Genomic DNA, 12,765 nt, shown 5'->3' with positions numbered 1-12,765 from the left:
CGGCCCGCCCGTCCGGTCCGGTCCGCCTTCCCCTGTGCGCGGACCGGACCCGGACGGTCAGGCGGCCGGCTCGCCGCTCACCGCCGCGGTCGTGCCGTAGGTGACCCTCGATGCGGCATCGGCCGGCGCCGGGGAGATCAGGATGATGATCGCGCCCACCAGGGCTGCCACGAGTCTCACGGTAGAGACCATAAGTAGCTTATGTCCGATTTGTCGAGCAGCCACGCTTGACGCTGCTCAGGTCGCGGCGAGGATCACCGGTTCGGAGGTGAAGAAGTACGCCTGGTCGCCGGCCTCCGGGTCGACCGGCTCCCGGAGCCGTTCGACCGCCAGATAGCCGTCCGCCGCGTACGCCGCCCCGGAGGCCCAACCGGTGCCGTCGGACCCCGCGTTCAGGGTGACCCGGGATCGCTCGACGCCGGTGGCGGGGTCCAGCGTGACCAGGTCGTTGGCGCCGGTCAGCAGGTGCAGCCGGCCGGGCTGGACGGCGAGTACCCGCCCCGGGCCGAGGTCGGGCCGGCGCCACAACTCGTCGCCGGACCGCGCCGACCGACCGACCGGCACTCCGTCGACGACGGCGACCGCCTGGTCGCCGGTCAACTCGGAGCCGAGCCCGTCCAGCGCGGGCGCGGCCACCGGCTCGCCCGATCCGAGCAGCCAGCCCCGGCCTCCCGCGTCGCCGGGTCCGGACGTCCGCAGCCCCGCGCACCCCGACCGGCCGCTCCGGCAGCCCACCGGGGTGACGACCAGCTCCGCGCCGGCGCCGGGCGGCCGCCACCGGCCGCTCACCGTGCCGGTCGCCGCGTCCCGGAACTCCACCGTCGCCGGAGCGGCACAGGCGTCGAGGCCGACCAGCTGCCCGGATCCGGTGGTGCCGACGTCGCTGCGACAGCCCGCGCCCAGGTCCGCGCGCCAGAGTTCACGCCCGCCGGCCAGCTCGACGCCACGCGCCTCGTCGGAGCCGGTGGCGACCACCACCTCCCGGCCGCCGGTGAGCCGGGTGAGGTAGAGGCCGGGCGGGTTCCACACCACGGTCGCCCCGGTACGCCGGACGGCCGGCTCCTGCGCCGGCCTCGGCCCGTCGGCGCGCCAGGTCACCCGGCCGGTCCGCGCGTCCAACGCCACCAGCCGCCCGTCCGACCAGCGGCTCACCACGGTGGTGCCACTCGCCACCACGCCGACCAACTCGGCCGGCCACCGCCGGTACGACCAGAACGGGGTGGTCCGGTGCCGCCAGTCGATCGGACGGTCGGCGTAGACCTGGCGGTGAGCGGCGTACACCCGCAGCCGCCCGTCCACGACCAGCGGGGCGACGGGCAGCCGGGCGACGACACCGGCGGGGGGCTGGGGCGCCGCCGGGTACGCGGCCCGGGCGACGGTGCTGACCTCGGCGGGGGCGAGCACCCGGTAGAGCGTCGCCGCGACCGCGGCGGTGGCGAGCAGCGCCGCGACCACCACGAGCACGATCCGCCGACGGCCGTTCAGGAACCCCATGCGCACCTCCGCCCGGCACCCTATCCAGCGGAGCCCGGCCGGCCCCTGCCAGGTCTCTGTGCCGGGCGGGCGGCAGTGATGGCGGTGGCGACGGGCGGCGGCGGTGGTGGGGTCGGTGGCGGCGTCAGGCGGCCTCGATCGCGCCGGCCGGGCGCTCGGCGGCGGCGGCGAGGTCGCCGAGATCGCGGCGGAGCGCGTGCTCCACGGCCCGGGCCGCCAGCCCGCCGAGGAGCAGTGCCACCACCCGGCCGTACGGTGCCGTCGGCACGGCCTCCTGGGTCACGGTGACCGCGGTGCAGCCCCGGCGCCGCCGCTGCACGGTACGCAGTGTCCAGGTGACGCGGTAGTCGACGCCGGCGCCGGCCGAGGTGAGCACCAGCCGACGGGGCGGCACCGCCTCCACCACACAGAACTCTTCGACCAGGATGCCCCCGTCGGGCTGTGACCGCGGCTCCCGCCAGACGGTGCCCGGACCGAAGGCGCCGGGGGTGAGCAGCTCGACCGGGCCGGCGAGGTGTCGCCCGGCCCGGCCGGGCAGGTCGGTCAGAAGACGCCAGACGTCGACGGCGTGCGCCTGGATCAGCCGGGTAACCGCCACCGTCGACATGCCACCTCCCGTGGCCTCGACGGTACGCCGGGTGAGCGCGGGAGGGGGTCCTGCACACAGAATTTCCACCGCCGGGAGACCCAGATTCGGTACGCCCGGCGGTGGCGGCCTCGACGGGCCGGCGGTCAGCGGTGGAACTGACCGCCCCGGATCGCGTCCACGAAGGCTGTCCACCCCGGCGGGCTGACCGCGAGTGTGGGGCCGGACTGGTCCTTGGAGTCGCGGACCGCGACCACGCCGAGGACGTCGACCAGGTTGTCCGCGACCTCCACGCAGAGTCCCTGGTCGTTGGAGCGGCTGCTGGTGCGCCAGACGGCGCCCGCCAGATCGTTCATCGTGACTACCTCCCTCTCCGGTGGGACGCCCCGCACGGCGGCCGGGACCGATGGCTCGGCCCGGGCCGGCGCGACGGGGCGTCGGAATCCGGAGCGATCAACGCGGGAGGGTACGGCCTTGATCGCACAGATGGTGCGATCGATCAGCGGGCCGGGAGGATGGTGCCGGTGACCTCGCCGAGGGCGACGGTGGTGCCGTCCGGGCCGGGTGCGGTCGCGGTGATGGTGACCGTGTCGCCGTCCTCCAGGAAGGTCCGGGTCTCGCCCGCGCCCAGCTTGACGGGCTCGGCGCCGCCCCAGGTCAGCTCCAGGAACGAGCCGACCTGCCCGCGCTCCGGACCGGACACGGTGCCGGAGGCGTAGAGGTCGCCGGTGCGCAGCGACGCGCCGTTGACGGTCAGGTGGGCCAACTGCTGGGCCGGCGTCCAGTACATGGTGTCGAACGGCGGTTCGCTGACCCGCTCGCCGTTCCAGTCGACCGCCAGCCGCAGGTCCAGCCCGAGGTGCGGCACGTCGCGGAGGTAGTCGACCACCGGCGGGTCCTGCTCCGGCGCCGGCACGAACGCGTCGGCGAGGGCGTCCAGCGGGGTGACCCACGCGGAGACCGAGGTGGCGAAGGACTTGCCGAGGAACGGGCCGAGGGGCTGGTACTCCCAGGCCTGGATGTCCCGGGCGGACCAGTCGTTGACCAGGACCGCGCCGAAGACGTGGTCGGCGAAGTCGTCGGCGGAGACCCGGGAACCCAGCGGGCTCGGGACGCCGACCACGAAGCCGACCTCGGCCTCGATGTCCAGCCGGACCGACGCGGCGTGGACCGGACCGGCCGAGGACGCCCGCTGGCCGCTCGGACGGGTCACCGGTGTGCCCGAGACGACCACCGTGCCGGCCCGCCCGTGGTAGCCGATCGGCAGGTGCTTCCAGTTGGGCAGCAGCGGCGGCTGGCCCGGCCGGAAGATCTGCCCGACATTGCCCGCGTGGTGCTCCGACGAGTAGAAGTCGACGTAGTCCGCGACGTCGAAGGGCAGCAGCAGCCGCACCTCGGCCAGTGGCACCAGGAGCGGCTCCACCGCCCGGCGGTGCGCGGGATCGGTGAGCAGCTCGATGATCCGCTGCCGGACCGCCGTCCACTGCGGTCGTCCGAGCGCCATGAACTCGTTGAGCGTGGGCGCGCCGAACGCGCCGGCGGCCAGGATCAGGTCGGCCGCCTCGGCGCCGGCCAGGTCGAGCACGAGATCCCCGATCCGTACACCGATCCGCGGCTCGCGGCCGCCGTGCGCGAACACCCCGTACGGCAGGTTCGTCACCCCGTACGGCGACCCGTCGGCTCCCGTCACCCAGGTCATGCGTCCTCGCTCCCGTTCAGCAGCCCAAGCCGGGTCAGATCGGTCAGTGGTTCCACAATGCTGCACGAGCCGAAGCCGATCCACAGCGGACGCGCCCGGTCCCGCGCGGCCGCGATCCGGTCGACCAGCGGGCCCCGGCTGCACTTGACGAGCACGCCGGCGACCGCGTCGGCCGCGGCGCCGTCGGCGGCGGCGACGGTGGCGGCCAGCAGGTTGGCGAACCCGTGGTGGGTGAACCCGGTCTCCGGGTCGAGGTGCCGGACCGCCTGGTGCAGCCCGGCGGTCAGCTTGAACGGCAGGTCGAGGTCCCGGCACGCGCAGATCACCGCGGCCAGCTCGGCCGGCGTGGGGAAGAGCTCGGCGGCGAGCCCACCGGTGCGGAACTTCGCCGCGACCGGCAGCCCCTCGGCGCGGGCCGCGGCGAGCGCGTCCAGCGCGGCCATCAACCCGAAGGTCAGCGGCAGTTCGGCGTAGACGTCCAGAGGGGAGACCTCGTGCGGTCGGCCGTCCCCGCCGGCCGGCTCGGCGGGTGCGGCGTCGCGGGCCCGCCGGGCCAGGTCGATCAGCTCGCGGACGCCCGGCTGCGGGTCCTCGCCGCGCTTCGCGACCGCCGCCTCCACCTGGCGGATCCGGATCCGCGGGTCCGCCTCGGCACACACCGCGGCCAGTCCGGCGATCGGCACGTCGGCGATCACCCCGACCGCGATCCGCTCGTCCTCGTGCAGCAGCGCGGCCAGCTCCGGCAGCTTCGAGGCGGGGACCAGCAACGGGCCGACGAGGCCGGCGTACCAGGCGGCGCGGTGGCGGCGGTGCGCGGCGACGGCGTCGGGCAGCGCGGCGCTGCCCGGCGGGAAGACAGCGGCGTCGTCCACCAGGCCGTCGAGGAGCGCGGGCACCTGCGTTGACACGGAACAAGAATGTACGGGACGCTACAACGAACGGACAACAGCGTCCGATTATCGGACGCTCTCGACCGGTGACCAGTCCCTCTCGGGAGGCGAGATGCCGTACTACCGCAGCGTCGGCGAGGTGCCGCGCAAGCGCCACACCCAGTTCCGCCAGCCGGACGGCAGCCTCTACGCCGAGGAGCTGATGGGCCAGGAGGGCTTCTCCTCCGACTCCTCGCTGCTCTACCACCGCCACGCGCCGACCGCGATCGTGGCGGCCGAGGAGTTCGCGCCGCCGGCGTACACCCGGGCGCCGAACCTGCCGCTCAAGCCCCGCCACCTGCGCACCCACAAGCTGGACGCGGCCGGCGCCGACCCGGTGCTCGGCCGGCAGTACCTGCTCGCCAACGACGACGTCCGCATCGCGTACGTGCTGGCCGACCGGCCGTCCCCGCTGTTCCGCGACGCCACCGGCGACCACTGCCTGTACGTCGAGTCGGGCAGCCTGCGGGTCGAGTCGACGTTCGGCGTGCTCGACGCGGTCGCCGGCGACTACGTCATCGTGCCGACGTCGACCATCCACCGCCTGTTGCCCACCGGCGACCAGCCGGCCCGGCTGCTGACCATCGAGGCGTCCGGCCACATCGGCCCGCCCAAGCGCTACCTCTCCGTGCGCGGGCAGTTCCTGGAGCACTCGCCGTACTGCGAGCGCGACGTCCGCGGCCCGGACGCGCCGCTGCTCGTCGACGGCGAGGACGTCGAGGTGCTGGTCCGGCACCGGCGCGGATGGACCCGGCACGTCTACGCCCACCACCCGTTCGACGTGGTCGGCTGGGACGGTCACCTGTACCCGTGGGCCTTCTCCATCCACGACTTCGAGCCGATCACCGGCCGGATCCACCAGCCGCCGCCGGTGCACCAGACCTTCCAGGGTCCGAACTTCGTGGTCTGCTCCTTCGTGCCGCGCAAGGTGGACTACCACCCGGACGCCATCCCGGTGCCGTACAACCACCACAACGTCGACTCCGACGAGATGCTCTTCTACACCGGGGGCAACTACGAGGCCCGCCGCGGCTCCGGCATCGAGCAGGGCTCGATCTCGCTGCACCCGTCCGGCTTCACCCACGGCCCGCAGCCCGGCGCGGCCGAGCGCGCGATCGGGGTCGACTTCTTCGACGAGCTGGCCGTCATGGTCGACACGTTCCGCCCGCTCGACCTCTGCGACGCCGCGGCCACCTGCGAGGACCCGGGCTACGCCTGGACCTGGGCCCGCCGCCCCTGACCACCGTCGCGGCTCAGACCGGGGTGCGGGACCAGACGACGAGTTCCGCGACCGCGGCGGTGGCGATGGCGAGCACGAGCGGCCACGGGGTACCGACCAGCGCGTAGAGGAGGATCAGCACCGGCGCGGCGGCCGCCGCGTAGACGGCCAGGGCCAGGGCGCGGTCGGAGCGGAGGAGGCCGGGCAGGATGGTCCGGGACAGCCCCGGCATCCGGGCCGCGAAGCGCCACACCACCACGGCCCCGCCGAGCGCCGCGAGCGCGGCGGCGAACCGGGACAGACCCGCGCTGCCGGGCGCGAGGCAGGCGATCAGCACGGCGGTGATCATCGACCAGCCGGCGCCGTAGACCACCAACTGCCGCAGGCCGGCGGAGATGGTGCGGCTGGAGTCCACCCGCCCGGGGTTCATGGCCGCGGCCTCGGCGAGGTGTTCCAGCGCCTCGCTCCACCGGCGCTGCTCCAGCCGGATCACGCCCATGTCGTGGCGGGCCTCGGCGAGCTGCGGGTCGAGCCGTAGCGCCTCCCGGTAGGCCCGCTCGGCGAGGTCGAACATCTGCATGTTGGCGGCGACCAGGCCGAGCACCAGGTGTGCCTGCGGGTCCTCCGGGGCCAGCTCCACCCCGCGCCAGGCCGCGTTGAGCGCCGTCTGGCCGTTGCGCGAGCCGGCCAGGATCGCCGCCGCGCTGCGCTGGGCGTACGCGTCGTTCGGGCCGATCGCCAGGATCTCGTCGGCGCACCGGGCTGACTCGGCGTAGCGCTCGAGGTCGGCCAGGGCCAGTCCCCGGGCCACCAGCGGCGGCACGGTGCCCGGGGCGGCGGCCAGCGCCCCGTCGGCGGCGGTCAGCGCCTCGGCGGGCCGGCCGGCGGCCAGGTGCACCCGGGCCAGCAGGGTGAGCGCGGCGGGGTTGTCCGGTTCGAGGGCGACGGCGTACGCGACCTCGGTGGCGGCCTCGTCGTAGCGGCCGAGCTCGGCGAGGAGTTGGGCCCGCTGGAGGTAGCCGTCGGCGGAGGACTGGTCGGGTGCGGCGTCGCTGGACATCGCGGCGAGCCTAGGCGGCCGGAGCGTCGTACACCAGGGCCACCGCGATGCCGGCGAGCCCTTCGCCACGGCCGGTGAAGCCGAGCCCGTCGGTGGTGGCGGCCGAGACCGTGACCGGCGCGCCCACGGCGGCGGAGAGCACCCGCTGAGCCTCCTCCCGGCGCGGCCCGATCTTCGGGCGGTTGCCGACCACCTGCACCGACACGTTGCCGATCGCCAGCCCGGCGGCGCGGACCCGGCGGGCGGTCTCGGTGAGCAGCGCGACCCCGGACGCCCCGGCCCACTCCGGCTGGTCGACGCCGAAGTTGGCGCCCAGGTCGCCGAGGCCGGCGGCGGAGAGCAGCGCGTTGCAGGCCGCGTGGGCCGCCACGTCGGCGTCGGAGTGCCCGGCCAGGCCGTCCTGGCCGGGCCAGAGCAGGCCGGCGACCCAGCACGGCCGGCCGGCCTCGAAGGCGTGCACGTCGGTGCCGATGGCGACCCGCGGAACGATCATGACCAGAGGGTACGGCGTCAGTCGGCGGTGGCCAGCAGGTGTTCGGCCAGCGCCAGGTCGAACGGCCGAGTGATCTTGAGGGCGTGCTCCGAGCCCGGCACGCAGAAGACCGGGACGCCCTGCTTCTCCACCAGGCCGGCGTCGTCGGTGAGCGGATCACCGGCCGCGGCGTGGGCGGCGGTGAGCACCGACCGGCGGAAGCCCTGCGGGGTCTGCACCGCCCGCAGCGCGGAGCGGTCGACGGTGCCGAGCACGACCTCCTCGGCACCGACCTCCTTGATCGTGTCGACGACCGGGAGGACGGGGATGACCGCGTGCCGGCCCGCGCGGACCGCCGCGGCCACGGACTCCACCAGCTCGGGCGGGGTGAGCGCCCGGGCGGCGTCGTGCACCAGGATGATCTCCGGGCCGGGTGGCACCGCGGCGAGCGCGGCGGCCACCGACGCCTGGCGCTCCGCCCCGCCGGCCACCACCGTCACCGGGGCCACCGGGGCGAGCAGGCCCCGGACCGCCTCGACCTCGGCGGCCGGCGCCGCCACCACGATGGTGTGCACGGAGCCGGCCGCGGCGAGCCGGCGGACCGCGTGCACGAGCAGAGGTTCCCCCGCGAGCAGGCGCAGCGCCTTGGGTCGGCCGGGGCCGAGGCGTACGCCGGCACCCGCCGCAGGGACGAGGACCGCGACGTCACCGCGCGGATTGAGCTGCGCGGTCACGTCGCGGTCCTCGGTGGTTTGTTCGCTACGAAGTGGGTACGTCGATGCTGTGCGGACTAGGCCTCGGTCAGGACCTTGTCGAGCAGCGTCTCCGCCTCGTCCTTGGTGCTCTTCTCAGCCAGCGCGACCTCGCCGACGAGAATGTCGCGGGCCTTGGCGAGCATCCGCTTCTCGCCCGCGGACAGGCCCCGCTCCCGCTCCCGCCGCCACAGGTCACGCACGACCTCGGCCACCTTGAGCGGGTTGCCGGAGGCCAGCTTCTCCAGATTCGCCTTGTAACGCCGCGACCAGTTGGTCGGCTCCTCGGTGTGCGGAGCCCGGAGAACGTCGAAGACCTTGCCGAGGCCCTCTTCGCCGACCACCTCGCGCACACCCACGATCTCGGCGTTCTCGGCCGGCACCCGGACCGTCAGGTCACCCTGCGCGACCCTCAGGACGAGGTACTGCTTAGGCTCGCCCTTGATGACCCGAGTCTCGATTGCCTCGATGAGTGCGGCCCCGTGGTGGGGGTAAACAACGGTCTCGCCGACACTGAAAACCATAGGTTCGAAACCCCTTTCGCTGTGTCTAGGGTAACACGCTCAGGCACCGATGTCTCACCGCTGTCCTGACCGTTGGCGCAGCTCAGGGGCCCTGTGAGAGGTATTTCTTCGGCTTGACAGGCGGTCAAACCGATGGTTCGAACACGCTCCGTAACGTACGGATGACATCCCGGTACGGGTGAACGGAACGCTGAGATCAAGGGCTACGCGCACTGCCCATGGTATCCCGCCGGCCGCTCACGCGCCCAGGTGTAGCGGGAGCAGCCCCCGGTGCGGGAGGCTGGAAGGCGAACCGCTGTCCGCTCTCCGAGACGGTTCCAGGGGGTTCCGATGGGCACGCCGGACGCCGAGGGCCACGGGCCGCCCGAGGGCCTGCCCGACCTGCCGGCGGAGTGGGGACGGGTCGTCGTCCCCGACGACGCCTCCGCGCTCGCCCGGGAGGCCGCGCAGGTGCGGCGGGAGCTCCGCCGGGCCGCCCGCCCCACGCTCCGCCGGTCGGGGCTCGGGCTGCCGGTGCTGATCCTGCTGGTCGCCATGCTCACCACGCTCGCCGGCCTGGTGGCCGTCACCTGGCCCCGTTCGACGCGCTCCACCGACCGGCCCGCCCCGGCGCCCTACTCGCCGCCGGCCGCGCTGATCGGCCGGCCGCTGCCCGCGCTGGACCTGGTCGACGCCGGGCAGTCGCCGGTGCCGCTGCGCGGCCTGCTGCCCACGATGATCATCCTCGTCGACGCCTGCGCCTGCCCGGATCGGGTTGCCGAGGCGGCCGGGGCCGCCCCGCCGGGGGTCACCGTCGTCACCGTCACGCACGCCCGGGCCGTCCCGGCCACCGTGCCCGCGGGCGGCACCCCCGTACGCGCGCTCGCCGACCCCACCGACGGCCTGCGGGCCTTCCTCCGCCTGCCGCCCCGGCCCGGCCGGGCCGGGGCGGTGCTGGTGGACCGGGCCGGCGTGGTGGTCACCGTGCTGCCCGATCTCGGCCCGGTGGAGACGTACCGCGCCGACCTGGCCCGGCTCGCCGCCTGATCGGGGCCGGCGGCCGGCCTGGCCGCGCCCCGACGGGCCGGCTGCGGTCAGTCGAGCCCGACGAGCTGCGCCTCGACCCGGACCGGTTCGTTGCCGACGGTCGTCAGGGAGATCCGGATGGGCGTGCCCGCCCCGGTCACCACCTGCGTCTGCAAGGAGCCGTCGCAGTCCGGTTGGGTCCGTTCGTCGGAGCGCGAACCGGTGATGACCACCAGCAGGTCACCCGGCCCCGAGCAGCGGCCCTGGAGCAGGTAGCGGACCCCGTCCTCGCCGGCGGACTGCCTCGTCACGCCCCGCTCCGGGCTGATCGTGGTCCGTTCCCGCCAGAACGTGTTCGGCGACCAGGGCAGGCCGCCGTCGGCGTCCTCGCCGCGTGGCTGGGGGTCGTCCGGGTCGCCGCCGTCCGGGCCACGGTCGACGCGGAAGGCGGCGCCGGTGGACGGGTCGACGTGGAAGACGGCGCCGTTCTCGGATTCCGAGGGCACGAAGCGGTCGACCCGCTCCGGCGACGGGCTCGGCGCGCCGGGCGTCGGGCCGGTGGCCGGGGCGCTGGCCCGCCACCACCAGCCCCCGAAGACCAGGGCGAGCACGGTCGCACCGGCCAGCACGCCGGCGTTCAGCCGGTCTCCCGTCTCGACGCCCACCTGGCGAGCGTACGGCCCGGCGCTCAGCCCTGTCGATCCAGCAGGACCGCGTAGAGGGTGAGCCCGGGGCCGAAGGCGAGCATGACGATCCGCTCCGGGGGCGCGGCCGCTCGGCGCAACCGGTCGAGGATCAGCAGCACGGTCGGGGACGAGCAGTTGCCGTGCTCGTCGAGGGTCGCGCGGGACGCGGCCAGCGCCTCCGGCGGCAGCGCCAGCTCGCGCTCGACCACGTTGAGGATCCGCGGCCCGCCCGGGTGCACCGCCCAACCGTCCACCTCGGCGATCGTGCTGCCGTGCCGGGCCAGCAGGTCGTCGACCAGGCCGCGGACGTGCGTCGAGAGCACCTGGGGGACCTTCGGCGACAGGCCCATCCGGAAGCCGGCGTCGGTGACGTCCCAGGTCATGTGGTCGGCGGTGGAGGTGTCGGTGACCGAGGTGACCTCGCGCAGCGCGTACCCGGGGCCGCCGGGCAGCACCACGGCGGCGACCGCCGCGTCCGAGAAGAGCGCGTGCGAGACGATCTGCTGGGTGTCCACCCGGGCGGTGGCCGGTTGGATGTGCAGGCTGGTCAGCTCCGCGCAGAGCAGCAGGGCCGGGCGGCCACGGGCGGTGACGAAGTCGCTCGCCGCGCCGAGCCCGGGCAGCGCCGCGTAGCAGCCCATGTGCCCGACGAACATCCGCTGGGTGTCCGGCGCCATGCCGAGGTCACGGGCGAGCAGGATGTCCAGCCCGGGCGTGGCGTAGCCGGTGCACGAGCAGACGATGAACAGGCCGATGTCGCCGGCGTCCAGGCCGGCCGCGGTCAGCGCGCGGCCGACCGCCTCCTTGCCCAACGGCAGCGCCTCGACGAGATAGCGGCGCATCCGCCGCTCGGTCGGCCAGTCGGAGACGTCCTCCAGCAGCGGATTGACCGCCGCCTGGCGCCGGCTGACCCCCGAGTTAGCGAAGATCCGCTCCGCCAGCGACCGGGTGGTCCCGGAGAAGTGCCGGGAGAAGAAGCCGGCCCACAACTCGTCCTGCGCGGCGGAGGGCGGCTGAGCCGTCCCCAGGCCCGCGATCACCGGTACGGACACGATCCCCACCTCTCGTCCGACGCTGCCCTTCTCCGAGCCCTCCCCCGACCCGGGCGAACCCGGGTGGCTCCACGCTCACCAACGAGGCGCCGACCCGTCCCGGTCCGGGTCGCCGCCCAGCGCCGCGATCCCGAGCCAGTCGGCGCAGACGTCCGAGGTGGCCGGGTGCAGCGAACCGCACCGGGCGTCCCGGTAGAGCCGCTCCAGCGGGTGACCCCGCCGGGTGGCGGACGTGCCCGCCGCCTCCAGCACCGATGCCGCCACGTCGGCGGCGGTGGTGCCGGCGAGCAGCTTGGCCCGCCACACCCAACGGTTGGTCTCGGCGTCCCCCGGCGCCTCGTCGACCCGACGGGCCGCCTCGCGCACCACCAGGTCGGCCGCGGCCACCGCGGCGTCGGCGCGCCCGAGGCGGGTGCGGACGGCCGGCAGGCCGGCCAGGTTGCGGGCGTTCAGGTGTTCGGCGGCGGCGTCGACGGCCGCCCGCGCCACCCCGACGTAGACCGCCGCGTAGCTGGCCACCAGCCAGTGCGGCATGAGCTGGGCGACCACCAGGGCGAGCCCCTCCACCCCGCCGAGCAGGCGGTCGGCCGGCACCGTGACGTCCAGGTGCAGGTCGTGCGAGGCCGTGGCGCGCATGCCGAGCGCGTCCCAGGTCGGCTCGACGGTGAGCCCGCCCGGGCCGGCCGGCACCAGGAACTGCGAGACCACCGACTGGTCGCCGGCGCTACGCGCGGCCACCAGGTAGCCGTCGGCGTGCCCGGCGCCGGAGCAGAAGGTCTTGCTCCCCTTCAGGTGCCAGCCACCGTCGACCGGCTCGTAGACCGTGCTGAGCTGGGAGAGGCGCGCGCCCGCGCCGCGTTCGCTCATCGCCACCGCGTACCAGGAGCCCTGGGCGGCGGCGGTGAGGAGCCGGTCCCGGGCGGCGAGCGCGTCCTCGGGCACGCCGAGGGCCTCCGCCAACTCCTCGGTGACCGCGCCGAGCGCGCCGGTGACCGAGGCGTGCATGTTGAACACCAGCGCCGTCGCGCCGTTGCCCCGGGCCAGCTCGGTGGCGACCGCCGCGTACTCGGCGAAGGTCGCGCCCAGCCCGCCCAGCTCGCGGGGGACCATCAGGCCGAAGAGGCCGGCCTCCCGCAGGTCCTGGAAGTCCTCGACCGGGAAGGAACCGTCCCGGTCGTGCTCCGCCGCCCGGGCGGCGAACCGCGGCGCCAACCGGCGGGCCGCCTCCAGCGCGTGCACCGTCATTTCCGCCCCCTTCTCGGCGTCCCCTTACCCCCGCCGGTCGCG

The 12,765-nt window shown here is 75.0% G+C and carries 15 protein-coding genes; 2 read left to right on the top strand and 13 right to left on the bottom strand.

What is annotated here, in order from left to right; translation table 11 throughout:
- Positions 1 to 57: 57 nt before the first annotated feature.
- From O7603_RS23365 to O7603_RS23340, 6 genes are all read right to left on the bottom strand, one after another.
- Positions 58 to 180, bottom strand: a complete 123-nt coding sequence (locus O7603_RS23365; RefSeq protein WP_281571924.1) for a hypothetical protein — start codon at positions 178 to 180, stop codon at positions 58 to 60.
- A 57-nt stretch (positions 181 to 237) separates the two neighbouring features.
- Positions 238 to 1,494: a PQQ-binding-like beta-propeller repeat protein gene (locus O7603_RS23360; RefSeq protein WP_281571923.1), complete on the bottom strand. Its 1,257-nt coding sequence runs from the start codon at positions 1,492 to 1,494 to the stop codon at positions 238 to 240.
- A 124-nt stretch (positions 1,495 to 1,618) separates the two neighbouring features.
- Positions 1,619 to 2,101 (bottom strand): SRPBCC family protein, encoded by a 483-nt coding sequence (locus tag O7603_RS23355; RefSeq protein ID WP_281571922.1) that lies wholly within the window; start codon positions 2,099 to 2,101, stop codon positions 1,619 to 1,621.
- Positions 2,102 to 2,226: 125 nt separating this feature from the next.
- Positions 2,227 to 2,436: a DUF397 domain-containing protein gene (locus O7603_RS23350; RefSeq protein WP_281571921.1), complete on the bottom strand. Its 210-nt coding sequence runs from the start codon at positions 2,434 to 2,436 to the stop codon at positions 2,227 to 2,229.
- A 143-nt stretch (positions 2,437 to 2,579) separates the two neighbouring features.
- Positions 2,580 to 3,779: a fumarylacetoacetase gene (gene fahA / locus O7603_RS23345; RefSeq protein ID WP_281571920.1), complete on the bottom strand. Its 1,200-nt coding sequence runs from the start codon at positions 3,777 to 3,779 to the stop codon at positions 2,580 to 2,582.
- The gene (locus tag O7603_RS23340) at positions 3,776 to 4,687 is read right to left on the bottom strand and encodes a hypothetical protein (protein ID WP_281571919.1); all 912 of its coding nucleotides are present in this window, start codon (positions 4,685 to 4,687) and stop codon (positions 3,776 to 3,778) included. The genes fahA and O7603_RS23340 overlap by 4 nt, the downstream gene beginning before the upstream one ends.
- A gap of 94 nt (positions 4,688 to 4,781) precedes the next feature.
- On the opposite strand from O7603_RS23340, the gene O7603_RS23335 reads away from it, so the two are divergent.
- A complete protein-coding gene (locus tag O7603_RS23335; protein ID WP_281571918.1) occupies positions 4,782 to 5,948 on the top strand; it encodes a homogentisate 1,2-dioxygenase domain-containing protein in 1,167 nt (388 codons plus the stop codon).
- Positions 5,949 to 5,961: 13 nt separating this feature from the next.
- Here O7603_RS23335 and O7603_RS23330 read toward each other — a convergent pair whose 3' ends face one another.
- From O7603_RS23330 to O7603_RS23315, 4 genes are read right to left on the bottom strand one after another with little or no spacing between them, the layout of a single operon-like run.
- Entirely contained in the window at positions 5,962 to 6,987 is a 1,026-nt protein-coding gene (locus O7603_RS23330) for a tetratricopeptide repeat protein (protein ID WP_281571917.1), read from the bottom strand.
- Positions 6,988 to 6,997: 10 nt separating this feature from the next.
- Positions 6,998 to 7,480 carry a 2-C-methyl-D-erythritol 2,4-cyclodiphosphate synthase gene (gene ispF / locus O7603_RS23325; RefSeq protein ID WP_281571916.1) on the bottom strand — a complete coding sequence of 161 codons (483 nt, stop codon included), beginning with the start codon at positions 7,478 to 7,480 and terminating at the stop codon, positions 6,998 to 7,000.
- A 17-nt stretch (positions 7,481 to 7,497) separates the two neighbouring features.
- Positions 7,498 to 8,193 (bottom strand): 2-C-methyl-D-erythritol 4-phosphate cytidylyltransferase, encoded by a 696-nt coding sequence (gene ispD / locus O7603_RS23320; RefSeq protein WP_281571915.1) that lies wholly within the window; start codon positions 8,191 to 8,193, stop codon positions 7,498 to 7,500.
- Between the two features lie 56 nt (positions 8,194 to 8,249).
- A complete protein-coding gene (locus tag O7603_RS23315) occupies positions 8,250 to 8,735 on the bottom strand; it encodes a CarD family transcriptional regulator (protein WP_007073334.1) in 486 nt (161 codons plus the stop codon).
- 330 nt (positions 8,736 to 9,065) lie between these two features.
- Between O7603_RS23315 and O7603_RS23310 the strand changes: the two genes are divergently transcribed.
- A complete protein-coding gene (locus O7603_RS23310; RefSeq protein WP_281571914.1) occupies positions 9,066 to 9,761 on the top strand; it encodes a hypothetical protein in 696 nt (231 codons plus the stop codon).
- Between the two features lie 47 nt (positions 9,762 to 9,808).
- Here O7603_RS23310 and O7603_RS23305 read toward each other — a convergent pair whose 3' ends face one another.
- From O7603_RS23305 to O7603_RS23295, 3 genes are all read right to left on the bottom strand, one after another.
- Positions 9,809 to 10,405 (bottom strand): hypothetical protein, encoded by a 597-nt coding sequence (locus tag O7603_RS23305; RefSeq protein WP_281571913.1) that lies wholly within the window; start codon positions 10,403 to 10,405, stop codon positions 9,809 to 9,811.
- Positions 10,406 to 10,428: 23 nt separating this feature from the next.
- The gene (locus tag O7603_RS23300) at positions 10,429 to 11,478 is read right to left on the bottom strand and encodes a type III polyketide synthase (protein ID WP_281571912.1); all 1,050 of its coding nucleotides are present in this window, start codon (positions 11,476 to 11,478) and stop codon (positions 10,429 to 10,431) included.
- Between the two features lie 75 nt (positions 11,479 to 11,553).
- Positions 11,554 to 12,723: an acyl-CoA dehydrogenase family protein gene (locus tag O7603_RS23295; RefSeq protein ID WP_281571911.1), complete on the bottom strand. Its 1,170-nt coding sequence runs from the start codon at positions 12,721 to 12,723 to the stop codon at positions 11,554 to 11,556.
- Between the last annotated feature and the right edge of the window lie 42 nt (positions 12,724 to 12,765).

It is taken from the genome of Micromonospora sp. WMMD812 (assembly GCF_027497215.1).
Taxonomy (GTDB): domain Bacteria; phylum Actinomycetota; class Actinomycetes; order Mycobacteriales; family Micromonosporaceae; genus Micromonospora.
The sequence above is the reverse complement of the archived record's forward strand: the minus strand, read 5'-3'. Positions and strand labels throughout refer to the sequence as shown.

Coding starts and splice junctions, on each gene's coding strand:
- O7603_RS23335 (WP_281571918.1), top strand. CDS start 4,782: ATGCCGTACTACCGCAGCGTCGGCGAGGTGCCGCGCAAGCGCCACACC.
- O7603_RS23295 (WP_281571911.1), bottom strand. CDS start 12,723: ATGACGGTGCACGCGCTGGAGGCGGCCCGCCGGTTGGCGCCGCGGTTC.
- O7603_RS23330 (WP_281571917.1), bottom strand. CDS start 6,987: ATGTCCAGCGACGCCGCACCCGACCAGTCCTCCGCCGACGGCTACCTC.
- ispF (WP_281571916.1), bottom strand. CDS start 7,480: ATGATCGTTCCGCGGGTCGCCATCGGCACCGACGTGCACGCCTTCGAG.
- O7603_RS23315 (WP_007073334.1), bottom strand. CDS start 8,735: ATGGTTTTCAGTGTCGGCGAGACCGTTGTTTACCCCCACCACGGGGCC.
- O7603_RS23355 (WP_281571922.1), bottom strand. CDS start 2,101: ATGTCGACGGTGGCGGTTACCCGGCTGATCCAGGCGCACGCCGTCGAC.
- O7603_RS23310 (WP_281571914.1), top strand. CDS start 9,066: ATGGGCACGCCGGACGCCGAGGGCCACGGGCCGCCCGAGGGCCTGCCC.
- fahA (WP_281571920.1), bottom strand. CDS start 3,779: ATGACCTGGGTGACGGGAGCCGACGGGTCGCCGTACGGGGTGACGAAC.
- O7603_RS23360 (WP_281571923.1), bottom strand. CDS start 1,494: ATGGGGTTCCTGAACGGCCGTCGGCGGATCGTGCTCGTGGTGGTCGCG.
- O7603_RS23350 (WP_281571921.1), bottom strand. CDS start 2,436: ATGAACGATCTGGCGGGCGCCGTCTGGCGCACCAGCAGCCGCTCCAAC.